The organism is Paraeggerthella hongkongensis, from assembly GCF_003726035.1.
In the GTDB taxonomy this organism is placed as follows: Bacteria; Actinomycetota; Coriobacteriia; order Coriobacteriales; family Eggerthellaceae; genus Paraeggerthella; species Paraeggerthella hongkongensis.
Genome location: NZ_QICD01000004.1, coordinates 74,884 through 100,859 on the forward strand (window position 1 = coordinate 74,884; position 25,976 = coordinate 100,859).

The window sequence follows — 25,976 nt, forward strand, 5'->3', positions numbered from 1 at the left end:
TATAGCCGCTTCTCATTATCTCATGTCGGCATGCGGAGCGCATCGCATTGCCAAGCTAAATATAGCCAGCCTTTTCTCGAACCCCTATCGGCCACTTTGGCCGATAGGCGGTCATCAGGCAAAACGTGATTCGGACTTCTGGGTGATAGTGGGATTTTCATCGGGAATCTACTATAGGGGCTCGCGATTCCGCTCGCCTGGGGAAAGGGGAAAGGGGTGGCTGATTCGGTGAGGCGCGAATTGCGCATGCGATAAGAAACCGTAGATGAACCAAGAGGAAAGGGGGCCTTATGCATCTCAAGAAGACGATTGTAACAACGACGATATGTTTGGTATGCGGCTTGAGCTTGGTCGCCGGCTGCGCGCCTCAGCAGTCGGAGCAGGCTGCGAACAAGGCGAACGAGGGGGCCGCGAAGCCGCAGTCCCCTCTCACGGATGAGCAGAAAGCGGTCATCGAAGGCCGCGAGGGCATAACGAACGAAGATATCAACGAGGACCAGTACCCCGGCAAAGAGTACCTTGACGGGCTATGGGATCGTTGGGATTCCATAGCGTCCGAGGTGGCGCCTGAAATCAGGACGCTTCCCAACGGGCAGATGGTCCAGCGCACGCCAACGGAATACGAAGTGAACCCCGACGCATGGCAGATCCAGGCTGGGAGCAACTCGTACAACACGTATTGGCTGGATTCCGACAACCGTGGCTGCGAGTCCTGCCATGCGGATATGAACTCGCTTTTGAAGCACCTTCCCTACGAGCATCCCGTTGCTTGGAACGACGAGCTCGACAACAAGACAACGCTGCAGCAGTGCTTGTTCTGCCACTCGTACGCGCCGGGCTACCTTGCCAAGCAGTACGAGTTCGGAACGCTCATGCACGGCATCCATTTTGGCGCGCTTGGCAAGGAGAAGTTCGCGAACGAATACGGCGGCAACTGCATGTCCTGCCATAACGCCACCGAAAACGGCGCTGGCCTGGAGATGTGGGATCTCACGAAATACGATCGCCTGTGGGGCATCAACAAGGTGGAGAACGTCGAAGGCGAATTCGCGATCGACCAGGAGATGACCCAGTATCAGAGCGGCGTGTTCTCGTACGACTGGATGCATGCCTACTATGACAATATGCGCCACGGCGCAGGCGTGAACGGCTTGAACCTCGAGATGCCCCAGTCCTTGTTCGATGAGTGGACTATCACGGTGGACGGCAACGTCAATTCCGAATACACGGCAAAGCTTCCCGACCTCATCAAAGAGGCTGAGGCTGCAGGGGCCGTTGTGACCAAAACCTCCAAAATGGTTTGCAACTGGAATCCGGTCGGCGGTGGCGGAGTAACGAACACCGAAGTGACCGGCATTCCCGTGAGCTGGCTTATCGAACGCGCAGGCGGGTACAAGGACGACACCACGGGTGTTCGCGCCTTGCGTGCGGATGGCAGTTCGAAGCGCGCCTTCCCGATGAACAAGGTTGATTCCAACGAGGCTTTGCTGGTGTACAAGATCGGCGGAGAGTACCTGGACGCCACGCGCGGCTACCCGTGCACGAACTGGGTCGAGGGCGTGGATGCGCAGATCAACTCGAAGCAGGTCGGCACGTACCGTGTGACGAACGAAGATATCGATTACACCGACAAGTGGGCTGGAAATCCCAATGCTTGGCAGAACGAAGCCGGCGATATGATGAACAAGCCGAATGCGACCATTCTGGGCGTTCCCGATGGCTTGCTGGTGCAGAACGGCCAGCCGTACACCTTCAACGGGTACGTCGATGCTTACGACGAGAAGGTGACGAGCGTCGAATTCTCCATGGACAATGGAGAGACCTGGACGAAGTACGACATCGCCGACATGGATCGCAACAAGATGGTGTGGTGGAAGTACACGTACACGCCCCAAATCGAGGGTGCGTATTGCCTGACCGTCCGCGCGACTACGGAAAGCGGCCTTACGAGCTATGAAACGCAAACCGTCATGTTCAATGCGAAAGACAAAATGCCGAATCCGGAAGACACCACGGTGTTGACGAGCACCTCGCTTGTTCCTCCGAAGGTTGAAGCTGCATCCGATAAGGCAGAGAAGTAAGGAGGAAGCCATGTCTCATAGAACACCGATCAAAATCGCCTCGGGCGTGGTTGGCTCTGCATTGCTCATGTTCGGAGCGACCGCCGCGTTCGGCGCACAGGTAGATGGTTCCGACAAGAAGGGCCCGGATGCAACCGGCGCTACGCATGAGGTCAGCGGCGGCGCGTTGTCGTCCCATGTTTTCGATCCCGAAGCAGACCAATACACGCAGGTGGCAAACGTACAGGGTTTGTTTGCGTTCAACCAGGAGGGGGTTACCCCGAACGATGAGCTGTTCAACGTCTTCGGCACGGCTTTGACTTCGATGTGCTCGAAGCCTTCCGACGAACTGGTTTCATCCAAGGACGGCGTTGCCAATTTCTACGTGAACGTGGGCGGCAACGTGAAGAAGAGCTTTTCCATCAACGTTCAGGATCTCGCCGAGGAAAAAGGCAAGGAGACCTTGATGGGCTGCTCCTGCGCAACCGGCTCGCCGTTCGGGCAGGCAAGAATCATGGGCGTGCCCCTTGCCTCGGTCGTCGAGATGGCCGATCTGGAAGACGGCGTGAACACGGTGACGGCATATGGCGCCGACGGATACGGCCAGCCGTTGCCCCTGCGTTACGCAATCGATCACAATGCGATGCTGGTGTACCAGGTCAACGGCGAGGAATTGTCTTCTGCCGAAGGCAGCAGCCTGCAGTTGTGGATGCCCGAGACGGTTGCCAGCTATTTCACGCGCAACATCACCGATATCGAGCTGACGCGCCAAGATTCCGAGCCCGAAGTGCAGCGCGTCGATCCTTGCTATCGCAACAAGATCAACCTGCTGAACTACGCCGACGGCTGCGTGTTCCCCGTTGGTCATGAGATAACGTTCGAAGGCGTAGCCGACGATCTGGGCAGCCCCATCGAAGCGGTGGAATTTTCCTTCGACGGGGGCCGTACGTGGACGTCGTGCGCCACGGAAGGCGCCACGGCGGACAAATGGGTGAATTGGCAGTTCTCCACCTCGTTCGATGAAGCGGGCGACTACCGTATGACCGTCCGTGCGAAGACCGCCGACGGCATGGTTTCTCCCCTTGCGGCCACGTTGCTGTTCGAAGTTTCGTAGACGCGTTCGAAACGATCCGCGCAAAGAAGCCGGTAGGCCAAACGGTCGGCCGGCTTCTTTGTTTCATGGCACGTGGCCGCCCCGGGTATTTTGGCATGGGGCCGTCGAAGAAGACGTCTTCCAGAATGCTCATCGTCGTTTTTTGTTGGTATCGAAAATCGCCACCTGTTGTCATTTTTTATCTTCCATTAGTTTGAACAGGCAAAACGCCCAGTATTCACTAACGAATATTGCCATCTTGACGCTCTTCCTACCGGTTTCGTATACTGGCGAAACCGGTAGGGGAGATCTGCAGATCCTTCATGTATGACAATGGGCATAGCCTTGCTTCGGAAAGGATCGGTCATGGGAGATATGGGACAAAACCTCGAAGTTCGCAATGGGAAAAAATTCACACGTCGAGAAGCTTTGTTCGCGGGTGGAGTGGTAACCGTCGGAGCTTTGGCGAGCGGCTTGCTTTCCGGCTGCTCTCAGGGAGCGAGCACCGCTTCTGCGGAATCTTGGGACAAGGAAGCCGATGTGGTCGTCATCGGCGCAGGCACGGGTTTGTACACCGCGCTGCGCGCTCGTGAAGACGGGTTGAGCGCGATCGTCCTGGAGAAGGGCGCCAAGCCAGGTGGCTCTACGCTGTACTCTTCTTCGGTTGTTTGGGCTCCTGCAAACAAATTGATGGAGCAGAACGGGGACAAAGATTCGAAAGCCGACGCCCTTGCCTATATAGAGGCGGGATCCGCGGAGACGTATCTTCCCGAGCATGCCGAAGCGTTCGTGGACAACGTGAACGTCGCTTTGGAGAACGTAACGCGTCTTGCAGGTGTCGAGTGGGTGTACTGGGCGTCCGGGATCGACTATCGTTCCGATTTGCCCGGAGGCAAAACCATCGGACGATCCCTGTGCCCGAAGGTTGAGAAGGGACAGGCTATAGCGGGAGTGCTCGGCGGCGCGCTGGTTTCGCATGCGCAAGATGCGGGAGTGGAGATCATGGCGAAAACCCCTGCTCGCCAGCTGATCACGCGCGAAACCGAAGCCGGTGGCTTGGAAGTGATCGGCGTGCTTGCCAACGATGGGAAAAAAGACATCCGAATCCGTGCAAAGCGGGCCGTGGTTCTGTCCTCAGGCGGGTTCGATTGGAATGAGTCCATGATGAAGACCTATCTGCGCGTTCCCGCTCGATACAGCTGGGGTACGCCGGACGGCACCGGCGACGGGCACAAGATGGCCATGAAAGCTGGCTGCGATTTCAGCTTGATGAACGAGGCATGGTTGTCGCCGGGTTACAAAGTAGAGTATGAAGAGGCCCGCTCTCTGGGTGCCAGCAAGCTTTCGACGGCGATTCGCGATGATTGCAAGCGCGGCGTAATCTACGTCAACAAGCATGGGCGGCGATTCACGAACGAATGCTCGAACTATGATTCTGTGGGAAGATCGTTCTGCGCCCTTGAGAACGGCGCGGAGCCGCGCGGCTGGAAGAATCTTCCTGCGTTCGCGATAGCCGACCAAGCTGCCGTTGACGCGTATGGGTTGAATGGGGGTAAGCCCGGGGAGCCCGGTGCTGCCTTCAAGCAGTATGCTTCGCTTGACGAGCTTGCCCAAGACTGCGGAATAGACGCCGACGGCCTCAAAGAAGAGGTTTCCCGGTACAATGAACATGCCCGAAACGGAGCCGATCCTGATTTTGGCCGCGGACAAGACTATTACGGCCAGAACTATACGGGAGGAGACTCCAACTTCGAGGGCGCGGCTCGTACGCTGGCTCCCTTGGAACAGGGTCCTTTTTGGGCAGCGGAAGTGGTTCCCGTTGTTTTGGGCACGATGGGCGGCGTGAAAACCACTCCCGCCGCGCGTGCTTTGGATGCCGAAGGCAACGAGGTCGAGCGTTTGTTCGCTCATGGAAACTGTTCGGGTGTGGGTTGCGGCGGCGCATTCTACACAGGAGGCGGCGGCACTCTCGGCCCCTCGCTTGCGTTCGGCGAGGTTATCGCGTCGCAACTACCCGGGCTTGATCCCTGGTCTTAGGAAAGGGAACCGGCGCGGGAGCGGTTTTCCTGCGCCGGCCCGAAGACGAAGGAGGTTCCCGTGTCTCTGGAGCTGCTGAAAAGCCCTGAGTTTCAACTTCTTCTCTGGAGGACGGAGCGAGCGCCCCTGCTTAGACGGGAACTCGATGCTCGGTTCGTCCCTCGCGGTTTTACTGCGGACGAAGTTTGGGACGTTCTCGCAGCCGTTCGCAAGGGGCAGGCGTTTTACGGCCCCATCGTCGAGTTCGTGCCGGAGGGCGTACGGAAAAACTGGCATACGATGCCGGCCTCCCTTCGGTACTATTTGCGACAGATAACCCGCAAAACGCAAAAGGGCTCGTTTCTCGATGTGCTGATCAGGGAGCGGTCTGGTTCTCGTTTCGTCACGCAGTATTACATCGAGGAAGCCGTGGCCAATCTCAAGCAGGATGGTTTCGAGACTGATTACGAGAGCATTCGGGCGGCTTTTTCCGGGGAGCGCCCGTGCATGACGCGGGCGGAGCGTCTTGCGGTCAATTTCCATGGGATCATGAGGAACTTGGATTCCTACGAAGAGTTTCCTTTCGACCGGTCGGTCCTGCTTCGTTTTTACCAGGAGCTCACGGAAGGCCTGTCAGACAGGGAGCTTTCCGGCCCCGAGACGGTCCCTCTCCTAGACCAGCATGCCGTTTCTTTTCGCGACGATCATGTAGTGGACGTCATCGTGGCCACGGGAAACGATTTGAATACCGAGCCCGTTCAAGATCCCCTTATGGTTTCCATGCTGGTCAATTGTCATTTTTGGAGGCTGTCCCCGCTTCCCTTCTGCAACAACCTTATGGGATGCATAGCAAGCAGGTTCTATTTGCTCAAGAAAGGGCTTCCGGCTTTTCGGTTTCTTCCGAAAACGAAGATCCTGGAAGATTGGAAAGCCGGCAGTTTCTTCTCTGGGAGCGCGCGCTATTCGTTGGAGGAATCCATCGTGGCGGATGGGTGCGAAACGGATTGGACCGCTTACTACGATTCGTTCATGTCCATAATGCTGCATATGCTCCAGCTTATGGAAGAGTCGCTTGCCAGCCTTAAAGAGTCCGATGATCTTATCTTGGACTGGATAGCTTCTGTCGAAGATCTCAATCATCGACAGAAAGTCATACTTCGCCGTGCCGTGCTCTCCCCGGAAACGGAGTTCTCCATTTCCGAGCATAAGGCTGCGAACGGGATAGCCTATTCGACCGCGCGTACGGATTTCGAGGTTCTTGTTGCACGGGGCCTTCTTCTCCGAACGACGAAGGCCATGGCGAACGTGTACCTATGCGTGCCCGATCTAAGGGTTTCGCTGGCGCGGTTGATGGGAAGCGAGCCTTCGCGATAGACGATCCGGCAAGGATCTGGAAGAGTTTCTGGCGGAGGCGGTAGGATTTGAACCCACGAACGCGTGAACGTTAACAGTTTTCAAGACTGCCGCCTTCAACCACTCGGCCACGCCTCCGCATTTTTGACCCCAGGGCTTTGCGCGACTAGTCTGGCGAACGTGTTTGGGCCCTCTTGTTTCACGTGAAACAGATATTTGAGCCGTTCCGTCATTCTGACCATGCGGAAATCGCGTTGAATCCCTGAACGATTGGTAGGATACCATATAATATGCGACATGACTGATGAAGACTACATGCGCATGGCTCTTGCTGAAGCGCGCCGTGCCGAACAGTTGGGCGAAGTTCCTATCGGTGCCGTTGTCGTATACCAGCCTATCGACCCTGCTACTCGGAGGGCGCTAGCTGATCCGCTGGTTGTTTCTCGAGCTTGCAATATGAGGGAAACGACGAAAGATCCAGCTGGGCATGCGGAGTTTTTGGCTATGAAGCAGGCTGCTGAGTATTTAGACGCATGGCGTCTGACGGGTTGCACGGTGTACGTGACGCTCGAACCCTGTATTATGTGCGCTGGGCTCATGCACCAAGCGCGCATTGATCGGTGCGTTTTTGGCGCACCTGATCCGAAAGCTGGCGCGACGGGCACTTTGTACTCCGTTAACGCTGACGAACGGCTTAATCATACTTTCGAGGCGACTTCCGGCGTTCTTGCCGATGAATGCGCCCAGATACTACGCGACTTCTTCGCAAGCAAAAGAAAGAGGCGAACGAAACCTTTATGACGAATACGACCGAGCTTCCGGAATCCAGGCCCGTTTCTTCAGGTGCGGAGGGGCTCTCCTCTCGTGCAAACGACCCGCATGCTGTTGATATGTTCGAGGTTGCGCGCATCGCTCAGGGGGTGGATGTCGCCGCGTTCAATGCTTTCGGCTCCGTTAAGCTGGTTGCTCCTGCGAAGGTGAACCTGTACCTCGACATAGGCGAACAACGCTCGGACGGATACCACGAGGTCACTACGGTCATGCATGCGCTGCTGCTGCATGACGTCTTGCGCATGAAAACCGCCCCGGCGGCGCCGGGTGCGGGATTGGCAGTTGATCTGGTTTCACGCTCATGCGAGGGGCTCGCGCCGCTCGACGTTGCCCCTTCGGACAATATCGTGAGCAAGGCTGTTCGCCGTTTCGCCGCCGCGCTTGGACGGCAGCAGGATGAAACGATCATGGTAAGCATCGAGAAGCACATTCCCGCAGAAGCCGGTCTTGGGGGCGGGTCTTCCGATGCTGCCGCCGCTTTAGTGGGGGCGGCACTCTTGTGGGGTGTTCCAGCCGACGATGCTTTGATTGAGGAAACCGCTCGGTCCCTCGGTGCCGATGTGGCGTTTTTCCTGCACGGCGGCTGCGCGTGCTTGACCGGCGTAGGGGATGTGCTCGACCATAAGCTGACGCCTATGAACGGGCCGGTGGTGTTGATCAAGCCTGAAGGGGGCGTTTCGACGGCTGCTGCTTATCGCGCCTTCGACAAGAGTCCTTCGTTCGTTTCAGCCGATCAACGTGCTATTGCATTACGTGCTACGCGCGCGCAAGATGTCCCTTTGATCAATAACTTGGTCCCGGTCTCCGAGGGCATGCTTCCGGCTCTTGCGGATATTCGAACATGGGCAAGCTCTCATGAGGATGTGGATGCGTCGCTCATGTCCGGAAGCGGATCAGCCGTGTTCGCGATGTGCAAGTCGATTGATGCCGCAACACGCGTGGCGGCGCAGGCTCGAAGTCGGGGTTGGTGGGCTCGCTCGACAACCTTCGGTCCTTCGCGTGCGGCTTCCGTGCCGGTGAGATAGTTCCCGGCCTGCTTGGTACGAGACGGCGGCGGTTGATCGACGAGTCTTACCGTAAGGGAACGGTTACAGAATAGTGGCGTACGATAGTCTCGTTCCCGGCGATGGTAGAATGAGCCGTACGCATTAACAAAGGAGAGCTATGGACATCGTATGGATCGTCGTGCTTGTCATTGTCGTTGTGCTTGCTTTGGCTGTTATCGGGTTGTACAACAACCTGGTCAAGCTGCGCAACATGGTGGACAACGCCTGGGCACAGATCGACGTTCAGCTGCAGCGTCGTTTGGATCTTATCCCCAATCTTGTTGAGACCGTCAAGGGTTATGCTTCGCATGAGCGCGGTACGCTCGACGAAGTCACGCAGGCCCGCGCGGCCGTCATGAACGCCGGTACTCCTGAAGGGAAAATGCAGGCCGATGGTATTTTGACCGGTGCTCTGAAAAGCCTGTTCGCCGTTGCGGAGGCGTATCCCGACCTGAAGGCGAACGTGAACTTTCAGCAGCTGCAGGCAGAGCTTTCCAACACGGAAGACAAGATCAGCTACATGCGCCAAAGCTATAACGACACGGTCATGAAGTTCAACACCGCTATCCAGACGTTTCCCGCCGTGCTTATTGCCGGTATGATGGGTTTCAAGGAACGCCAGAGCTTCGATGCCGCATCGGGTGCGGAAGTGGCTCCCCAAGTTCAATTCTAGCAAGGTACAGCCCCTCGTTTCATGTTTGGGACGAGGGGTTTTGTTCTATACCGGGATCGTGCTGCTGAGTTTTGACGATTGACGGGGGCTGGTACAGTGACCCGGTTTGATACGTCCTGCTTCCCTTCCCTGGTTTGTCAGACGGAGCGGTTTATGGGCAAGCGCGAAGATCGACAATCGAAAACGTTTGACCGCCTTCTGGATTCCTCGGGCGTCTTTGCCGTTGTCGCGTTGATTCTAGTGGCGTTTCTGGTTGGTTTCTACGTTGTTCTGTCTATGAACATGAATGAGGTAGATCAGCGAACCGAGCGGTTGAAAGACCACCCCTACGCGGTGACGCTGGCCGCTGGTCGGGCTGAGACGTATTTGATGTCTATGAGAACGCTCGACGATCGCCTGGGTTTCGCGCGCACTCCTGAAACCGTGGAAAGCGTTCGGGTCGAGTTCGAGGAAATCGATCAGCAGATGATCAAAGAGCTCGAGCAGGTTTCCGATCGGTTCGTTGCTGCTCCCGAGCTTGCCGTCGAGCTCGCAAATCGGTACGAAGAGTTCCGTCTTCAACAGCAAGAGCTCATCGACATGAGCTTGGGCGATGCGAGCGATCATGATGTAGCTCGCTTTCTTTCCGATAATATCGACCCGCGCATCAACCACATGCTAACGATCAACACCGAGATCATTGACGTTGCCTCCGAATCGTTTGACAGGACGTACGCTCAGATAGCCGATGCCCGGAAAGAGGCTATAGATACGGCAACGGTTCTCTTGAGCGTGTTCATTGTTGCGCTCATCCTGTTCATCGTTGTGATCATGAGGAAAAACAATCAGCAACGCGCGCTTCAGGAAAGCCTGCGTTGTGCGCTTGAAGCTGCGCAGGAAGCCAACGAGGCGAAGTCGAGGTTCCTATCGAACGTATCCCACGACATTCGCACGCCGCTGACCGCGATCATCGGGCTGGCGAACATAGCCAGCGAGCACGAGGATGACCGCGAGCGCGTGGGGGAATCTATCAGCAAGATAAAACTCTCTTCGCATCACCTTTTGAACCTGGTTAACGACGTGCTGGATATGAGCAAAATAGAAAGCGGGCAAATCGATCTAACGCACGCGCCGTTCAATGTGTGCAGTTTGGTGGAGATGATGGTTTCCATTGTTCGTCCACAGGCCGATACGAAACAACTTTCGTTCGAGGCGGTTAATTGCTCGCTTGGACGCACGATGGTGGTTGGCGACGAGATGCGCGTGAGTCAGATTTTGGTCAACTTGCTGGGCAATGCGGTGAAGTACACGGAGCCGGGTGGTCACGTGTGGTTTTCGGCGGCCCGCATGCCGTTCGGCGAAGTGGCGGAAGAGCTGAGGCTGAGCGAGCAGGATGCTCAAAAAACCTGTGTAGTTCGCTTTGTAATCGAGGACGACGGCATAGGGATGTCATCGGATTTCGTTGAGCGTATGTTCGACCCGTTCGAGCGGGAGGAGCGCCCATCGCGTCTTGCGGTGGAGGGAACGGGTTTGGGAATGTCTATCGTGAAGAACCTGATCGATGTTATGAACGGGTCCATCAAAGTGGAGAGCGCTCAAGGCAGGGGCTCGAAGTTCACGGTGGATCTTCCTTTTGAGATGCAGGAGGAAGCTTCGGCGGACGACGAAGATCTTTCGACGGCGCCAGACGACGTAGAGCTTCCTGATTGCGACTGTTCGGCTGATTGGGCGAGCGTGCGGGTTCTGCTTGTTGAGGATAACGACATCGTGGGAGAGATAGCCGAGGAGTTCATCAAGAGCACAGGCGCTTCAGTTGATCGCGCTTGGGACGGTCTTGAAGCGGTCGAGACATTGAGGTCGGTGCCGGAAAACTATTACGACCTGGTGTTCATGGATATACAAATGCCGCGCATGGACGGTTTGGAGGCCGCTCGCACTATCGTGGAAGAGAGCTCTTGCGTTCATCGTTCGCATCCGCCGATTATCGCCATGACGGCCAATGCGTACGTCGAAGACAGAAAACGTGCTTCCGAGGCGGGGATGGATGGCTATGCGGTCAAGCCAATTGGAAAAGACGAAATCGTTCGGCTGCTTGAAACGCATGTGAAGCCGCCGAGCGCTCGTTAGAATCGATGAGCCTTCGCGCGGCCTCTTGCGAGTCTGGTATGATGCGAAATCAAGGAGTTCGTGCAAGCAAGACGCTTGCTGTGCCGAGAGAGGAGTTCCGTCATGATCGCCCGCTTATCGCGCATCGCTGTGCTGTTGGTTGTTTTGGCGGTGGTCGCGTTAGTGGTCTATCTGGTTGCCACGTATCGCTACTCGCCAACCCGTGCAAAGGAAATCCTCATTAAGCTGTTCACGGTTATCACCGGAGCTCTTTCCTCGTTCTTTGGATTATTCAGCCTGTATGCGTGGTTCGAGCGCAACGTGGGCGTGTTTGATCTGGCATTTAGTTTTTTGCTTACTGCTTTGGTTGCGCTTGGCGTGACGCAGATATGCCGCGCTGTTTTCCTCAAGCATCATCCGGCGTACCGTAAAAAGCCGATGAAGGCGAAACGGATAGGGTCGCGCTTCAGAGGCGGCAAAGGCTGATCGGCTTCACTCGTCGGTGTTCGAGCGGACCTGCGCAACAGCGGGTCCGCTTGCTTTTCCAACCTATTCGTAACTGCTCCTTTTCGATCTGCCTTCCTTTCTGCACTGGCCCTTGTCTCGACCAAGACCAGTCATACGATGGCATTCGTGCAACGTATGGTTTCGACGCTTGCCAGCGCCGGCGATTGGAGAGGAAGGATTTGCATGAGGTACACCAACGGTAACTACGAAGCGTTTGCTCGGCCTAGAAAACCCAAGGGAGTCGATGACAAATCGGCGTATTTGGTAGGCGGCGGCCTTGCCGGTTTGGCAGCTGCGGTGTTTTTGCTGCGCGACGGTCACATGCAGGGCGAGCGTATCCACGTGTTTGAAGAAACGGCTGTTCCGGGAGGGTCTTTAGATGGCAAGGCGGCTCCGCTTGATGGATTTGTGACGCGCGGTGGGCGCGAGATGGAGAACCACTTCGAGTGCTTATGGGATTTGTTTCGCTCCGTTCCCTCGCTTGAGGTGGAGAATGCGTCAGTTCTCGATGAATTCTACTGGCTTGATCACGACGATCCGAACTCCTCCAACTGCCGCATCATTCACGATCGCGGGTGCCGGGTTGAAGATGATGGCGACTTCACGCTTTCCAAGAAGGCGAAAAAAGAGCTGATCGAGCTATGGATGGCTTCTGAGGATTCGCTTGAAGGCAAGCGCATAGAAGACGTTTTTACCGAAGAGTTCTTCAAATCGAACTTCTGGCTGTACTGGTGCACGATGTTCGCGTTCGAGCGTTGGCACTCCGCTATAGAAATGCGTCGCTATATCATGCGCTTCATTCACCATATCAAGGGGCTTCCTGATTTCACCGCTCTTAAGTTCACGCGCTTCAATCAATACGAATCGCTGGTCAAGCCGCTGGTTTCGTACTTGAAGAAGAACGGAGTGCAGTTTGAGTGCAATGCGCGGGTTGTTGATGTTCGCGTTGATGTTTCCGACGACGCGAAGGTTGCCCGCGAGTTGGTGGTGGACCGGAGCGGCCGCATCGATCGCATAGGGCTGACGGAAAACGATCTGGTGCTGATCACGAACGGGTCCATAACGGAAAGCTCCACGCAAGGCAGCCACTTTGATCCGGCTCCCATTACCCATGAGCTGGGCGGCAGTTGGACGTTGTGGAAGCGATTGGCCGAGCAATCGCCCGAGTTCGGTAACCCCGATGCGTTCTGCGAGAACTTACCCAAGGAAAGCTGGTTCGTTTCCGCAACGGCTACCTGGCAGAACAGCAAGATCGACCCCTATATAGAGCGGTTGACGAACCGAGGCCTCAGGACCGGAAAGGTTGTGACCGGCGGCATCGTTACCGTGAAGGACTCCAACTGGCTCATGAGTTTCACGATACATCGTCAGCCTCATTTCAAGGAGCAGCGTCCCGACCAGACGGTCATGTGGATATACGGCCTGCTGTCGGGCGTTCCCGGCAACTACGTCAAGAAGCCCATCGAGGCGTGCAGCGGCCAAGAGATCGCGCAAGAGCTGCTGTACCATTTGGGCGTTCCCGAATCTCAAATCGAGGCCATGGCGCATGATGATTGCACGGTGATACCCGTGTACATGCCGTTCATCACGTCCTACTTCATGCTGCGCAAGCCGGGAGATCGTCCTTTGGTGGTCCCCCAAGGCTCGAAGAATCTTGCGTTCATCGGCAATTTCGCTGAAACCGAGCGCGACACGGTTTTCACGACCGAGTATTCCGTGCGCACCGCCATGGAGGCAGTGTACCAATTGCTCGACGTGGAGCGCGGCGTGCCTGAGACGTTCGCGTCTGCATATGATGTGCGCGCCCTTGCGAGCTCTCTGTACTATCTGTCGGATTGCAAGAAGCTTGTCGACATGGATCTTCCCTTTGTGGAGCAGCGAATTGTCGATTCGTTCGTCAAAAAGACCGAGGACACCTATATTGGCGATATTCTCAAGAAAAGCCATTTGGCGTAAGCGTTTTGGCGCACGCTGCGTTGCTTGTTGCGCGGCTTTGCTTGGACTAAGCATCGTGGGTCGGTTTTGCCTGAGGAGCGGTGCACTGGTACCTATCCGTTGCCATAGGGAAACCGGTTGGACGATATAATGAAGCCCGGCAGTTGGAAAACTGTCGGGCTTTTGAAATCGGTGGCGGAGAGCTGGGGATTCGAACCCCAGACACCCTTTTGGGGTGTACTCGCTTAGCAGGCGAGCACCTTCGGCCTCTCGGTCAGCTCTCCACAATATAATAGGTGCGGTTTGCTATGATACCGTGACCACCTCCAAGTTGCAAGGAGCATGATTGTGCAAAACATGAGCGGTACGCAACTCCACATTTCCTTCGCTATGCAGCGTAGGCGATTCGTGCTTGCATTCGCCTGCTTGATCGTCTTAGCTGTGGGCGTTCTGGTGTGCTCGCCAGATTATGCCGACGCGAAGTCGTACACCATGCCTAAGGTTGATATTCAGGCGCAGGTTGAAACCGATGGGTCCTTGCATGTGGTTGAACAGCGCGCATTCGACTTCAGCGGCGATTTCACTGCTGTGTGGTGGGAGCTCGGCAACGGTCTTCCGTCGAATGCGTCCATCAAGATCAACGGCATGCGCATGGGCCAACTTGGCGCTGACGGATCCATTTCGGGCTCATGGACAACGCTCAAAGACGTGCCGTTCGTGCTGGGTTGGCGCGAATCGGGCGGGCCTGGCACGGATGCGTACTCGTTCGACGAGCCGAAGAACACCGTGTACGCGTTCTTCAACCAATCCGATACGCAGGCGATGATAGAGCTTGACTACACGGTGGTCAACGGCGCGCAGGCCTACGGAGACGTGGGAGAGGTGTACTGGAAGTACATAGGGTCCCAATGGGCCGAAGCGTCCGACAACGTGACGATGACCCTTGCGCTGCCGGTGCCTCAGGGGACCGAGGTGAAAGCGGGGGATAACGTGCGCGCTTGGGGCCACGGTCCGCTTGACGGATCGGTGTTGGTCAATGCGGATGGATCCGTTACGTACAAGGTCCCCCATGTGTCGGCCGGGCAGTTTGCCGAAGCGCGCGTTGTGTTTCCCGTGAAGTGGCTCACGAACCTTTCGGCGAAAGATGCCGCTGCGCACGGTGGCGCCATGCGTCTTGATACGGTGTTGAAAGAAGAACAGTCGTGGTCTGACCAGGCAAACGTTCGGCGCACTATGTCGCTTGCGTTTATCGTCGGCTGCGGCGTGATAAGCGTTTTGCTGCTGCTTTGGGGCTTGTGGTCGTATCGTCGGTACGGGCGCGAGCATGAACCTGACTTCAAGGACGAGTATTGGCGCGACGTTCCCGATCCCGCCGTGCACCCTGCGGTGATCGGCCGCCTGTGGCGTTGGGATCGTGAAAGCCAAGATGATTTCTCGGCAACGCTCATGCATCTGGCTCATATCGGGGCCGTGCGCATCGATGCTGGCAGTTATGACGAGCCGGGTTTGTTCGGATCGTCCAAAACGAAGAGCGACTACTATATAACCAAACTGCCCGCTGCTGATACGGTAGCCGATCCTATCGACCGTGCGGCGCTCGACCTTCTGTTCGGCAGGGTTGCCGAAGGCCGAGACTCGCTGTGGTTCGGCACGATCGAGACGTATGGCAAAGACCATCCTCAAGAGCTGCTCGATGCCATGCAGTCGTGGCAAGGAACGTTGTCCGCCGCAACGAACAGCCAGGATTTCTTCGAAGCAAAGGGTAAGCGCTACCAGGGGTATTTGATTGCCCTTGCCGTAGTGTTGGCTGTTGGCGGCGTGGCGATCTGGCTGATGATGGAGAACTTCATACCTCTCATCTTCATGCTTCCCGTAGCTATTGCCCTGGGCATTATCGCCAACTACATGCCGCGGCGAAGCGTGCGCGGAAACAATCTGATCGCGCGTTGCAAGGCGCTGCGCAACTGGTTGCGCGATTTCTCGTCGCTTGACGAGCGTCCGCCTACCGACGTTAAGGTGTGGGGCGAGTTCATGGTGTATGCGTACTTGTTCGGCGTTGCCGACCAGGCTATCAAGCAGCTGCAGACCACTATGCCGCAATTGTTCGAGTACGATGGATCTTTGGGCGTCTCCTACATGCCGTGGTGGTTCTGGTACACGGGCGGGCATACGTCGACCGGCGTTGCCATGCCTGCGGTGGGCGATCTGTTCCAGTCGTCCATGGCTAACACCTTGTCGTCAGCTCAAGCCGCCTTGTCTGCTGCAAGCGGGGACTTCTCAAGCGGCGGCGGATTCGGAGGAGGGTTCTCGGGCGGCGGAGGCGGCGGCTTCGGCGGAGGTGGCGGCGCGCGCTAGAAAGGCCGTGCTACAATGCGGATGAAGTTGTCAGCTAGGGAGGAGCCAGTATGGCGGAAAAAGACAATATCGTTCTGATCGGCATGCCCGGTGCGGGTAAGTCGACGCTGGGCATTGTGTTGGCTAAGATCATGAACTATCACTTTATAGACGCAGACCTGGTCATCCAGAACCAGTGCGATAAAACGCTTCAGAAGCTTATTGATGCATGCGGACCCGAAGGGTTTATCGAGGTTGAAAACGAGATCCTGCGCGACATCGAAGCGTCCAAGAGCATTATCTCCACAGGCGGTTCCGCGGTTTATTCGGATGAGGCTATGCGGCATCTAACCGAAATAGGTACGGTTGTGTATCTGCAGATTTCCTACGACGAGCTGGTGAATCGCTTGCACGATTTACAGGAACGCGGCGTGGTTCTCAAGGGCGGCATCGGCATGAGCCTACGCGAGTTGTTCGACGAGCGCAAGCCGCTGTACGAGCAGTACGCCGAAATCACGGTTGACGTGAACGATTTGACCATTACCGCAGCGGCTCGCAAGGTTGCCGATGTGATCAAGCAGGCGCAAGCGTAGCGAAGGAGCCTCCATGGCCGAAACGATGGCGGCGAAGTGTCCGAGGGCATGATCTACGATATTGGATACGAAGACGGCATCCTTCCGGTTCTTGCCGTTCCCGAATGCGACGTACCGAACGGCGTGCGTCTCGGCTAAGTGCGAAACGGGGGCGGAGCGCGCAAATTGCTGGCTCCGTCCCCGCTGGAGTTCCCTGGTCTACCGGGGTTGTTGCGCTTCGACGAACGCACGAATCACCGAAACGGCTCCTTGTGCATCAAGCTGTCCGGAGTTGAGGCACAAGTCGTAATTGGAGGCTTGACCCCATTGCTCGTCAGTGAAGTAGCGGTAGTAGCTGGCGCGCGCTTTGTCTACTTTGGCGATGCGCGCACGAGCTTCTTGTTCCGACAGGTTGTTGCGGCGCATGACTCGCTTGACTCGTGCGTCCATCGGGGCGCTGACGAATAGGCTGACCAAGCCCGGGTGCTTTGAAAGCACGTAATCGGCGCAGCGGCCTACGATAACGCATGGTCCCTCGTCCGCTATGGATTTGAGAATGCCCACTTCTGCTTTGTAAATGCGCGCCGCAACGGGGTGTTCGATGTCCGTTCCGCAAAAAAAGTTGTTCGGGTTCAGCAGCAGCGGCCGCAAGGGTTTTTCGTCGAAGTCCGCGATAACGTTCCCGTCGAGGCCGCATTCTTCGGCTATGCGCTTGAGCAGGAGCTTGTCGTAGTAGGCGATGCCCAGCTCGTTTGCAAGGTGCTCGCCTATCTCGCGCCCTCCGCTGCCGTATTCTCTGCTGATTGCGAATATCAGATGCTGGTCCATGCAATCCCCCTCTTGCGTTTCGAGCGCGGATATCTGCGGTATGCCGCTCATTGTACCAGTTCGGGCCCGCGTGCTGCGGGCCCGAACCAAGGGAGGGAATAATGCTTGGCTGCTGCGGGAGAACTGCAGCCAAGCCGGATGGACCCGACGGTACTAGGCCGAGTGGGCTGCTGCGTTCGCTCCGGCAATGCGTCCGAACGTGTAGATGTCGGTCATCGAACAGGAACCCAGGCGGTTCGTGCCCATTTTGTGACCCGCCACCTCGCCTGCTGCATAGAAGCCCGGAATGGGCGCGCCCGTTTGGTCGAGCACTTGCGCGTCGGTGTTGATGTGCAAGCCGCCCATCGTGTAATGGACCGCGGGCTTGCAGGCCATCAGGTAGTACGGCCCCTCTTCGATGGGGTTCATCTTGCCGCGGTAGTTGAATTCGGGATCCTTGCCATCCTTGCAGTACTGGTTCCAGGTGTCGATGGTCTTCTGCAGTTCGGCAGCGTCAACGCCCATCTGGCTGCACACGTCGTCGAGCGTGTCTCCCTTTGCGATGACGTTGCGAGCCAGGATGTTCTCGTACTCGTCTGCGTGCGTGACCAGCAGCCCCGTTTCGTCGGCGCCCTTCTGGTTGAACAGCAGGTAGCCCTTGCCGTCGCTTTGCTTCGTGATGGCGTTGGAAATGACGTCGCGGCGATCGAGTTCTTCCACGAAGCGATCGCCTTCCTTGTTCACCATGATCGCCTGGTATTCCAGACGCACGTCGCCGACGTACAGCAGCGCGCCGGTTGAGGGATCGCATACGGGATACGTCTGGATGTACTCCATGTCGATCAGGTTTGCTCCGGCTGCCTCGCCCATGGTGATGCCGTCGCCCGTTACGCCTACGGAGTCGGTGGAGAGGATCTTGTCATCCATGGCCGGGTTGTACTTCACGCGCATATCGACGTTAGAGCCGAACCCGCCGCTTGCCATGACCACGGCTTTGCAGGCGATCGTGTTCTCTTCGCCGGTCACGGTGTTCTGCACCTTGACGCCGCTGATAGCGTTGCCGTCTTTTACCAGTTCAACGGCACGCGTGCAGTCGACCAGCGTAATGTCGTCGATCTCGTTCACGCGCTTGGTCAGCTTGGTAGTCATCTCGGACCCCGAGTGCGTGATGGGGATGATGGAGCGCTTCGTGTTGTGCCCGCCGAACTGCATGAGGTCGTGCTTCCACGACACGCCGCCTTCGAAGGTGAGCCATTGCGAGCTTTCCAGCGCGCCGTCAGCGATCACCTGCACCAACGCCGGATCGCCTGCGTTGTCGCCGCCTTCAAGCATGTCCTTCGCCAGGGCTTCGGGGCTGTCGACGATGCCTTCCTTCACTTGGATCCAGTTGCCCGGAACAGCCATTTCGCCGCCTGAAAGCGCGGTGTCGCCGCCCAGCACGCCCATCTTTTCCATCAAAACGACCTTCTTGCCGGCGTTCGCTGCGGAAATAGCCGCTGCGAATCCTGCGCCGCCTGCTCCGATGACCACCACGTCGGTGGATTCGGGAAGCGTCGTCTCGTTCGCGTATTCGGCCTTGTCTCGTTTCTGCCATTCGCTCGACTTCTGCCCCAGGTCGTCCAGGGCGCTTGCCACAGCGCCGGTGAACGCCATGCTGGACAGCGTGGCTCCTGACACGGCGTCAACGTTGAGCGTTTGATTGTCGATGATCAGCTTGGTGAGCTTCTGCATGGCGACGTCGCCCATGCCCGGCGTTTCGCGTGAGTCGAGCACGGTGATGCGGTCGATGGTTCCGTCGGTTACCGACACCTCTACGTTGAACTCGCCATGCTTGCCCATGCCCGACCCGATTGCCGTGCTGGTTGCGCTGTCGCCGCCCGATGCATTCTTGGAGCCTGCTGTGCCGCTGGGCGCGCACCCGGCGAGTGCCAGGGTGCCGCCGAGCGCCGCTACGGCGCCGCCTGCAATGAACTGCCTACGCGAGAATCGTTCCATGTGTATAGTCCTCCCTACAAATCCCGTCCCGCTGCTTCGCGGGCTGCTCCTTTTGCATGCGGGTTCGTCGGATGCTGCCGAGTGTTGGCCGCACGCGCTCGCCTCAGCTTGGCGGACGTTCGCAGCTGTCCCGCAATGCCTCTCCAAAATGCCGCGATGCGCCGCGCCGTGCAATTGTCCGCGTAGGTTAAATACGTAACCCTTGCTATAACCCTCTTTCGCCATCAGGCTCTTTTGGCTATGATGAACCGCGGCTAGGGAGTTGGAGCTGCATCGCCTCGGTGCCCGGGCGCAGGGGTGCCGAAGCTCCTGGACGTTTCACCGGTTGGTGTTGCATTACACCGACGTTCCACTTGTTTGGGGAGGAAACCGTGGAAAGCGTTGAGAAGCAGGGGTTCGCCCAGCGGTGGAAAGCCATATTCGGGCGCGTGGCGATCATCCCGTTCGTGTTCTTCGGGGTTGGCCTGTACCGCGCGTGGATTGCGACGCTTTTCCGTTACGAGGCGTTTCCCACCATTACCGTGTTCGACTACTTTTTGTTCGAAGCAGCTATTGGCGTGGTGTCGTTGGCGCTTGCTTTCGCTGCTCGGCGCGTGGCGCCCCTCTGGGCGAACAGGCCTGCCGTGATCGCAACGGGCGCCAGCATGACGGGCGGGTCGGCTCTTGTCGTGATCGCCTGCTTCTTCGTGCCGTTCGAGCCTTTGAAGGTGGTCGGATTGCTGCTTGCCGGTGGCGGTTTGGGATCCCTGATTCTTATGTGGGCGGAATTCTACGGGTCGCTCAATCCGCTTCGCGTGGCGTTGTACCACGCTATCGCCATTTTCGTAGGGGAGGTGGTGAAGTGGCTGTTTCTGGGGATGTCCGTTCCGTACCTGGCGTTTTTTGCCGTGGTCTTGCCGCCGATTTGCCTGGCGTGCGTCCGTTCGAGCATGCGGAGGCTGCCCGATCGCGATCTTCCGCGCGCCGTGCGTGAAGGCGATGTGAAAACTATACCTTGGAAGCCTATCTTCCTTATGGCCACCTGCACGTTCGCAGCGGCTTTCGGCGCGCTGCCCATGCAGCCGCTGGTTCCCGGCAATGTCGTGGGCGCGCTATTCGTGACGGGGCTTGTGTTCTTCGGCGTGCTGTCCGCTTCGCGCTGGTTCAACTTCGACACCATTTATCAATTGGCGTTTCCGCTGTTCATTGTAGGGTTTTTGTTTGTTATGCCCTCGTTTGCCGGGAGCGCTCAAATTATGGCGCTGTGTTACGATGCCGGGTACACAATGCTGTCCATGTACATCATGATCGTCATGAGCAACATCACGTACCGTTTTGGCGTGAATGCGGTGTGGATCAACGGCATCGAGCGCGGCATTCGCTACCTTGTTGAGCTTTTGGGGTGGCTGACGTTTGCGGGCGCTTCGGCGTATCTGGGCAGCACCGACACGAGCATGGTGTACAACGGGATCGTGGTGGCCGTTGTGGTCGCGTTTTTGGTGATCTTCTTCACCGAGCGGGGGCTTTCGGCGAAATGGGGCGTCGCCCTGAACGACGACCAGATGGAAAGCGGACCCGCCGAAGGTCGCACGGCTATGCGCGTGTCGGACCTTTCTCGCGTGTACAGCTTGAGTCCTCGCGAAGAAGAGGTGCTGCAGCTGTTGGCCCAGCGCGCCACCGTCGCGGAGATCGAAGAAGCGCTGTACGTGTCCCAGGGTACGGTGAAAGCTCATGTCAACCATATTTACCGGAAGCTGGGCATTCACAGTAAAGCTGAATTGTTCGGTTTGCTTGACAGTCCCGAAAAGCCGGCAAGGCGCTAGCGCCGCGGGGCGCCTTGCATGTAAAAGACCCGCTCGAGCGGGTCTTTTACATGCAGTACGGAAAATTCTAGCGAGCTAGTTCTTCGCGCCCAGGCGATCGGTCAGAGCGTCCAGGGGCGGGATGTCCCAGTTGTCGCCGGTCAGATGCGGCTCCATGCCGTCTTCGTCGCCTGCGGCTTTCAGCCGCGCGAAGTAATCCTTCGTTTCCTTCGCCACCACGCCGGACAGCGCGATGAGGGCGATCATGTTCGGCAGAGCCATCAAGCCGTTGAAGATGTCGGCGATGGTCCATACGGCGGCCACCGTCATGTAGGGGCCGATGAACACGCAGAAGATGTACAGCCAGCGGTACGCCTTCACGGCTTTCATGTTGCCGTTGCTGAAGTACTCCAGGCAACGCTCGCCGTAGTAGTCCCATCCCAGGATGGTGGTGAAGCCGAACAGCACCAGGCACGCCATCAGCACGAACGAAACGATCTCGCCGGGAATGAACGGCAAGCCCGCCTGGAATGCCGCCGTGGTCACGGCAGCGCCTTCAAGGCCGGGGATTTGATACGCGCCCGTCATGACCAGCGCAAGGCCCGTCATGGAGCACACTACGATGGTGTCCAGGAACGTACCCGTCATGGACACGAGGCCCTGGCGAACAGGCTCTTTCGTTTGCGCGGCAGCGGCGGCGATGGGGGCGGAACCAAGACCCGCCTCGTTCGAGAAGATGCCGCGCGCGATGCCCTTCTGCATGGCGATGATGATAGCGCCCAGCGCACCGCCGGCAGCAGCCTGCAGACCGAAGGCGCTTTCGAAAATAGTGACGAACGCGCCGGGTACTTTGTCGAGGTTCGTGAAGATCAGCAGCAGCGAGAACCCGACGTACAGCACCACCATGGCGGGGATGACGCGTTCGGAAACCTTGGCGATGCGCTTGAGGCCGCCGATGACCACCAGGCCCACCAGTACGGCCAGCACAAGGGAGCCGATGACGGTGAAGATGGAGTAATCCATGCCCAGGATGCTGACCGTGGCGGCTTTTTCGGGATCGAAGAAGCCGGTAATGGCCGTGGAGATGGAGTTCACCTGCGTGAACGTACCAATGCCGAACAAGCCCACGCACATGCCGAAGAAGGCGAACATCTTAGCGAGCCAGCGCCAGTTCCGACCCATGCCGCGCTCGATGTAGTAGAACGGGCCGCCCAGCACGTGCCCCGTCTTCTTGTCGACGCTGCGGTACTTGACGGCAAGCAGGCCCTCCGAGTACTTCGTCGCCATGCCGAACAACGCCGCGAGCCACATCCAGAACATGGCTCCCGGGCCGCCGGCCACGATGGCCGTCGCCACGCCCACGATGTTGCCCGTGCCGATGGTGGCCGAAAGCGCGGTGCAGAGCGCGCCGAAGCTGGTCACTTCGCCGGCGCCGTCCTTCTCGTTCTTCACCATGTAGCGCAATGCGCGCGGCAGCTGGCTGAACTGCACGCCACGCAGGCGCACCGTCAGCAGAATGCCGCCGAACAGGATGAGCACCATGAGGGGAACGCCCCATATGAAGTCATCGATTGCGACCAACATATCGTTGATCGTGCTGAAAAACCCTTCCACCAGTTTCCTCCTTTATGCATGTACATACGTGCAACTTCTGTAACCTCGCAACGATACGGAGCGAGGCCGAACAGGAGGATATGCAAGGGGAAACCAAGGAAAGCGAGCGCCGCCTAACGCGACGAACTCGTAGCTTAGCTCTGTCCTTTTGCCTGAGAGTTTCAACGGCGCGGCGCTCGGTTCGTGTCCATGCGCGCTCTGCATCCGTCTTGCCCCTTCGGCACCCGATAACCGGGATTCTCCAGAGGCCCCTTCCGCGCCCTGTCTCGTGAGATTCAGGACGTATCAACGGGGTACGCTATGAAATTGTGGGCACATTGTAGCAGGTAACAGTTTGGTTGTGAACGAAAAGAAAGGCTCGCGACCTGAAATTTTGTGCCGCGCGGCTAGCCCGAGCCTTTTGGGCGTTCTTGGAATGCCTTTGGGCCACCCTGTCAAAACGGACGAGTTTTGCTGGTCCTCAAACCAGGATAAAAAGCACTGACAGCCTTCTGAGCTGGCGCAATGCAAAACGTACTTGGGGGAAGGTTCCTTCGAGAGCGGAAAATCGCCGCAAAACTCGCTTGTTTTGACAGAACGCGATCGCGCCGCGTGTCGAGGGCAGGCTTTGGGACTGCGCGCTGCTGCCGAGCTGAGGGGCGCAAACAGCTCGCCGCCCGCCGGTTGGGTGCGTGGCGGGCGGCTTTGGATTTTACCAGTGGCAAACCACGGCGTCGCCGCCTTTGACAATGCCGTACAGCTCTCCTGCCTTGTCGGGCGGTAGGTTGACGCATCCGTGACTGCCCAGGCCGTCGGCGTATTTCGTGCCGCCGAAGCCTGAGGTTTGCCAGGGGGCGTCGTGCAAGCCGATGGCTCCGCCTACGAACGGCATCCAGTATTCCACAGGGGTTTCGTATATTTGCGTGTCGCCGTCATAGCCCTTCAGGGTCGAGGGGCTTTCTTTGCGGTTCATCCAATACACGCCGTCGGGGGTGTCGTGCCTGCCGTCGGGGATGCCCGTGATCACGTCGGATTCCCAAACCAGCGCACCGGATTCGTCATAGAAGCGCGCGTGCTGCTCGGACAGGTCGATGTCCAAGTATCGTTTGCCCCAGTCCTGCACGCCAGGATCCTTGAATGTTTCTCCGTGCGTGACCGTGGGGACGGCGATCGCCTGCGTGCTGCCCGCGCCCACGCCTTCTTTCACGGCGGCCAGCAGCGCATCGCGGTCGATCTCCCAACCGTACACGCCGCCCTTCACGGTGATCTGCTTGCCGTCTGCTCGCGTGTACGTGCGCGCGCTGCCGACGGTGTTGTTTGCCTGAACCAGCTGATCAACCCAGCTGCCAAGTGCGGCTTCGTCTAGTGTAGCCTGAGCTTCGTCATCCACGGTGATCCACTGAGCAATTAGGTCGGCGTCGACCGTTGCAAGGGGGTAGTCGTCCATGGTTAGAGGGATGTTCGCGGCGATCATTACGTTGGCGGTTTCGATGGCCGATTTCAGGCGCTCGTCTGTTTTCAGGATGGTTGGCTGCTGCAACTGGTCCGCCGTGATGGCGGCGCGGCGATTGAGCGCGGAAAGAGCATCTTCCGCCACTTTGACCACGGCATCTGCATCGAGGGCCGTACCCACCGATTCCGGTTCAATAGTGAAGGTCTTCGTTGCCTTGTTGAACACAAGCGTCGCGTTTTTCGGCGGCGTGGCGTTTGCGTTGACCTGTTCGACGGCGGCTTTCACGGCATCTTCAAGGGCGGTGCCGCTGGACCCTGCTACCAGTTTGGCGGACTCGTCGTGCGGCGCTCCAATCTGAAACGGCCAGAGCCAGGGATTCACGTCCGAGAGCATGTCGTTGATGACCGCCGACGTATTGATCGCCAGACCGGCTTCGGAGGCGGTCAACTTGAGGTCGAGGCCTTGTCCGCTGACAGAAAGCGCATAGTCGTCCAGCTTGTTTTTTAGGGATTGCTCGGCTTCTGACGAGGACATAAGAGACAGGCTCATGCCTCCTGCCGTTGTGTTCGGCATGAAGCGTCCGGAAAAATACAAGGCAACGCTGACGTATACCACTAGCAGCAGGGCCAAGGCGCAGGCCAGCATGATGCCGATGACTTTAAGGGGGTTGGCGCGGCGGTGTTCAACGTGAAAGCCGCGCGGGGCGTTTTGATACTGGTTCATGTGCGCGTCCTTGAAAAGGTGGGTTGAAAATATGGTCCAGTATAGGAATAGGGTCCAGCCGGTGCAATCGAACCCGCGAAAAACCGACAATCGGCAACCCGAAGCAACGGGACATGAGACGAAGGGACGGGGTCAATGACTCATTTTCGGCCGCAGGCCAGAAAATGAGTCATTGACCCCGTCCCTTCGTCTCATGGGTTGCCGCTACTTGCCAGAAACGGATTCGGCGTTTTCCTTGAGCTTGGCCAATACGGCAACGAAGGTGTCAAGATCTTCTTGATCAACGCCTTCGACCAGGCGCTTTGCTCGGTCGAACGTGACTGGTTCGGCTGCTTTCAGCAGCGAGCGCGCTTCGTCGGTGATGCTGACTGCATGAGCGCGCCGGTCGTTTTTGTCGCGCGTGCGAACAACAAGACCCTTGCGCTCAAGCAGGTCGAGGTAGCGCGTGATGGTCGCCTGCTCTTTGCGGGTTCGCTCGGCGAGCGCTTTCTGGGAAAGCTCTCCGGCTCGGTCGAGTTGGTTGAGCAGGTTGAACTGTCCGGGCGTGATACCAAGTGGAGCGAGTGCCGTTTCCAAAGACTTATAGATGGAGCGTTGGGCGTCGTACACTTTGAAGCCGATGAGTTGATTGTGCTCGTTTGCCATGGGGATCCTTCTTTGAGCGAAAGGCGACAGAGGCTTGTCTTGCGAGGTCATGATATACGAAACCATAGCGCCGCGCGTCCGTCAAGGACAACGCGCGCTTTAGGTTGTAATGTACGCGAGCGGGCGCGGCGCGCTGGACGAATGTCGCCATGCCCGCTCGCGATGCGGAATTTGCCCGGAAACCCTCGTTCGTGCTGAAAAATTGCGTTTGCGAACGATTTTGGGAGCCTATTTTAATAAAAGTAAGTTGATTATTATATATAAGGCCAGGTCAAAGCGATGCGGTTTTAATTATTCTCAAAAAAGATCATTCGCAAACGCAATTTTTCAGCACGAACCAAGGTTTCCGGACGATTTTGCCGATTTCGGCGATTTTGCCGCATCCCCATATTGCCGATTTTACCGGTATTACCGGGGGCGGGGGCATTGTCGCCAGCTCGGCTGTTCCAGGTGAAACATTATCCTCAAAAAAGA

General features: G+C 57.5%; 18 protein-coding genes, 2 tRNA genes and 1 riboswitch. Of the genes, 13 read left to right on the plus strand and 7 right to left on the minus strand.

Annotation, left to right across the window (positions count from 1 at the left end):
• Positions 1-290: 290 nt before the first annotated feature.
• The 4 genes from DMP08_RS03690 to DMP08_RS03705 all read left to right on the plus strand — a co-directional run bounded on the left by DMP08_RS03690 (position 291) and on the right by DMP08_RS03705 (position 6,543).
• Entirely contained in the window at positions 291-2,081 is a 1,791-nt protein-coding gene (locus DMP08_RS03690) for a molybdopterin-dependent oxidoreductase (protein ID WP_123191628.1), read from the plus strand.
• Between the two features lie 10 nt (positions 2,082-2,091).
• Positions 2,092-3,174 carry a molybdopterin-dependent oxidoreductase gene (locus tag DMP08_RS03695; RefSeq protein ID WP_123191629.1) on the plus strand — a complete coding sequence of 361 codons (1,083 nt, stop codon included), beginning with the start codon at positions 2,092-2,094 and terminating at the stop codon, positions 3,172-3,174.
• A 345-nt stretch (positions 3,175-3,519) separates the two neighbouring features.
• On the plus strand, positions 3,520-5,190 hold the full coding sequence (locus DMP08_RS03700; RefSeq protein WP_244596777.1) for an FAD-dependent oxidoreductase: 1,671 nt from the start codon (positions 3,520-3,522) through the stop codon (positions 5,188-5,190).
• Between the two features lie 60 nt (positions 5,191-5,250).
• Positions 5,251-6,543 carry a Fic family protein gene (locus DMP08_RS03705; RefSeq protein ID WP_123191630.1) on the plus strand — a complete coding sequence of 431 codons (1,293 nt, stop codon included), beginning with the start codon at positions 5,251-5,253 and terminating at the stop codon, positions 6,541-6,543.
• Positions 6,544-6,572: 29 nt separating this feature from the next.
• Here DMP08_RS03705 and DMP08_RS03710 read toward each other — a convergent pair.
• Positions 6,573-6,660 (minus strand) — tRNA-Ser (locus DMP08_RS03710).
• A 159-nt stretch (positions 6,661-6,819) separates the two neighbouring features.
• Between DMP08_RS03710 and DMP08_RS03715 the strand changes: the two genes are divergently transcribed.
• The 6 genes from DMP08_RS03715 to DMP08_RS03740 all read left to right on the plus strand — a co-directional run bounded on the left by DMP08_RS03715 (position 6,820) and on the right by DMP08_RS03740 (position 13,620).
• On the plus strand, positions 6,820-7,323 hold the full coding sequence (locus tag DMP08_RS03715) for a nucleoside deaminase (protein WP_123191631.1): 504 nt from the start codon (positions 6,820-6,822) through the stop codon (positions 7,321-7,323).
• Positions 7,320-8,378 carry a 4-(cytidine 5'-diphospho)-2-C-methyl-D-erythritol kinase gene (gene ispE / locus DMP08_RS03720; RefSeq protein WP_123191632.1) on the plus strand — a complete coding sequence of 353 codons (1,059 nt, stop codon included), beginning with the start codon at positions 7,320-7,322 and terminating at the stop codon, positions 8,376-8,378. The genes DMP08_RS03715 and ispE overlap by 4 nt, the downstream gene beginning before the upstream one ends.
• 139 nt (positions 8,379-8,517) lie before the next feature.
• On the plus strand, positions 8,518-9,072 hold the full coding sequence (locus DMP08_RS03725; RefSeq protein WP_114566373.1) for a LemA family protein: 555 nt from the start codon (positions 8,518-8,520) through the stop codon (positions 9,070-9,072).
• A 153-nt stretch (positions 9,073-9,225) separates the two neighbouring features.
• Positions 9,226-11,178, plus strand: a complete 1,953-nt coding sequence (locus tag DMP08_RS03730; protein WP_123191633.1) for a hybrid sensor histidine kinase/response regulator — start codon at positions 9,226-9,228, stop codon at positions 11,176-11,178.
• 102 nt (positions 11,179-11,280) lie between these two features.
• Positions 11,281-11,643: a guanylate cyclase gene (locus DMP08_RS03735; protein ID WP_123191634.1), complete on the plus strand. Its 363-nt coding sequence runs from the start codon at positions 11,281-11,283 to the stop codon at positions 11,641-11,643.
• A gap of 204 nt (positions 11,644-11,847) precedes the next feature.
• The gene (locus DMP08_RS03740; RefSeq protein WP_123191635.1) at positions 11,848-13,620 is read left to right on the plus strand and encodes an oleate hydratase; all 1,773 of its coding nucleotides are present in this window, start codon (positions 11,848-11,850) and stop codon (positions 13,618-13,620) included.
• 172 nt (positions 13,621-13,792) lie between these two features.
• Here the strand turns inward: DMP08_RS03740 and DMP08_RS03745 are convergent.
• A tRNA-Ser gene (locus DMP08_RS03745) sits at positions 13,793-13,883 on the minus strand.
• 58 nt (positions 13,884-13,941) lie between these two features.
• Here DMP08_RS03745 and DMP08_RS03750 point away from each other — a divergent pair.
• Both DMP08_RS03750 and DMP08_RS03755 read left to right on the plus strand, forming a co-directional pair.
• Complete coding sequence (locus DMP08_RS03750; RefSeq protein ID WP_244596778.1) at positions 13,942-15,954, plus strand: DUF2207 domain-containing protein; 2,013 nt, start codon at positions 13,942-13,944, stop codon at positions 15,952-15,954.
• A gap of 50 nt (positions 15,955-16,004) precedes the next feature.
• Complete coding sequence (locus DMP08_RS03755; RefSeq protein ID WP_123191636.1) at positions 16,005-16,526, plus strand: shikimate kinase; 522 nt, start codon at positions 16,005-16,007, stop codon at positions 16,524-16,526.
• Positions 16,527-16,724: 198 nt separating this feature from the next.
• Here the strand turns inward: DMP08_RS03755 and DMP08_RS03765 are convergent, their stop codons facing one another.
• A complete protein-coding gene (locus DMP08_RS03765; RefSeq protein WP_123191637.1) occupies positions 16,725-17,333 on the minus strand; it encodes a cytidylate kinase-like family protein in 609 nt (202 codons plus the stop codon).
• Positions 17,334-17,486: 153 nt separating this feature from the next.
• Positions 17,487-19,307, minus strand: a complete 1,821-nt coding sequence (locus DMP08_RS03770; RefSeq protein WP_123191638.1) for a flavocytochrome c — start codon at positions 19,305-19,307, stop codon at positions 17,487-17,489.
• A gap of 371 nt (positions 19,308-19,678) precedes the next feature.
• Between DMP08_RS03770 and DMP08_RS03775 the strand changes: the two genes are divergently transcribed.
• Entirely contained in the window at positions 19,679-21,109 is a 1,431-nt protein-coding gene (locus DMP08_RS03775; protein WP_123191639.1) for a helix-turn-helix transcriptional regulator, read from the plus strand.
• Between the two features lie 75 nt (positions 21,110-21,184).
• Here DMP08_RS03775 and DMP08_RS03780 read toward each other — a convergent pair whose 3' ends face one another.
• The 3 genes from DMP08_RS03780 to DMP08_RS03790 form a co-directional block, all read right to left on the minus strand.
• A complete protein-coding gene (locus DMP08_RS03780; protein ID WP_280176544.1) occupies positions 21,185-22,702 on the minus strand; it encodes an amino acid carrier protein in 1,518 nt (505 codons plus the stop codon).
• Positions 22,703-22,832: 130 nt separating this feature from the next.
• Positions 22,833-22,957: riboswitch (glycine riboswitch) on the minus strand.
• A gap of 436 nt (positions 22,958-23,393) precedes the next feature.
• Positions 23,394-24,857: a L,D-transpeptidase family protein gene (locus DMP08_RS03785; protein WP_123191641.1), complete on the minus strand. Its 1,464-nt coding sequence runs from the start codon at positions 24,855-24,857 to the stop codon at positions 23,394-23,396.
• Positions 24,858-25,061: 204 nt separating this feature from the next.
• Positions 25,062-25,502 (minus strand): MarR family winged helix-turn-helix transcriptional regulator, encoded by a 441-nt coding sequence (locus DMP08_RS03790; protein ID WP_123191642.1) that lies wholly within the window; start codon positions 25,500-25,502, stop codon positions 25,062-25,064.
• Between the last annotated feature and the right edge of the window lie 474 nt (positions 25,503-25,976).

Coding starts and splice junctions, on each gene's coding strand:
- DMP08_RS03690 (WP_123191628.1), top strand. CDS start 291: ATGCATCTCAAGAAGACGATTGTAACAACGACGATATGTTTGGTATGC.
- DMP08_RS03695 (WP_123191629.1), top strand. CDS start 2,092: ATGTCTCATAGAACACCGATCAAAATCGCCTCGGGCGTGGTTGGCTCT.
- DMP08_RS03700 (WP_244596777.1), top strand. CDS start 3,520: ATGGGAGATATGGGACAAAACCTCGAAGTTCGCAATGGGAAAAAATTC.
- DMP08_RS03715 (WP_123191631.1), top strand. CDS start 6,820: ATGACTGATGAAGACTACATGCGCATGGCTCTTGCTGAAGCGCGCCGT.
- ispE (WP_123191632.1), top strand. CDS start 7,320: ATGACGAATACGACCGAGCTTCCGGAATCCAGGCCCGTTTCTTCAGGT.
- DMP08_RS03725 (WP_114566373.1), top strand. CDS start 8,518: ATGGACATCGTATGGATCGTCGTGCTTGTCATTGTCGTTGTGCTTGCT.
- DMP08_RS03730 (WP_123191633.1), top strand. CDS start 9,226: ATGGGCAAGCGCGAAGATCGACAATCGAAAACGTTTGACCGCCTTCTG.
- DMP08_RS03735 (WP_123191634.1), top strand. CDS start 11,281: ATGATCGCCCGCTTATCGCGCATCGCTGTGCTGTTGGTTGTTTTGGCG.
- DMP08_RS03740 (WP_123191635.1), top strand. CDS start 11,848: ATGAGGTACACCAACGGTAACTACGAAGCGTTTGCTCGGCCTAGAAAA.
- DMP08_RS03750 (WP_244596778.1), top strand. CDS start 13,942: ATGATTGTGCAAAACATGAGCGGTACGCAACTCCACATTTCCTTCGCT.
- DMP08_RS03755 (WP_123191636.1), top strand. CDS start 16,005: ATGGCGGAAAAAGACAATATCGTTCTGATCGGCATGCCCGGTGCGGGT.
- DMP08_RS03765 (WP_123191637.1), bottom strand. CDS start 17,333: ATGGACCAGCATCTGATATTCGCAATCAGCAGAGAATACGGCAGCGGA.
- DMP08_RS03770 (WP_123191638.1), bottom strand. CDS start 19,307: ATGGAACGATTCTCGCGTAGGCAGTTCATTGCAGGCGGCGCCGTAGCG.
- DMP08_RS03785 (WP_123191641.1), bottom strand. CDS start 24,857: ATGAACCAGTATCAAAACGCCCCGCGCGGCTTTCACGTTGAACACCGC.
- DMP08_RS03790 (WP_123191642.1), bottom strand. CDS start 25,502: ATGGCAAACGAGCACAATCAACTCATCGGCTTCAAAGTGTACGACGCC.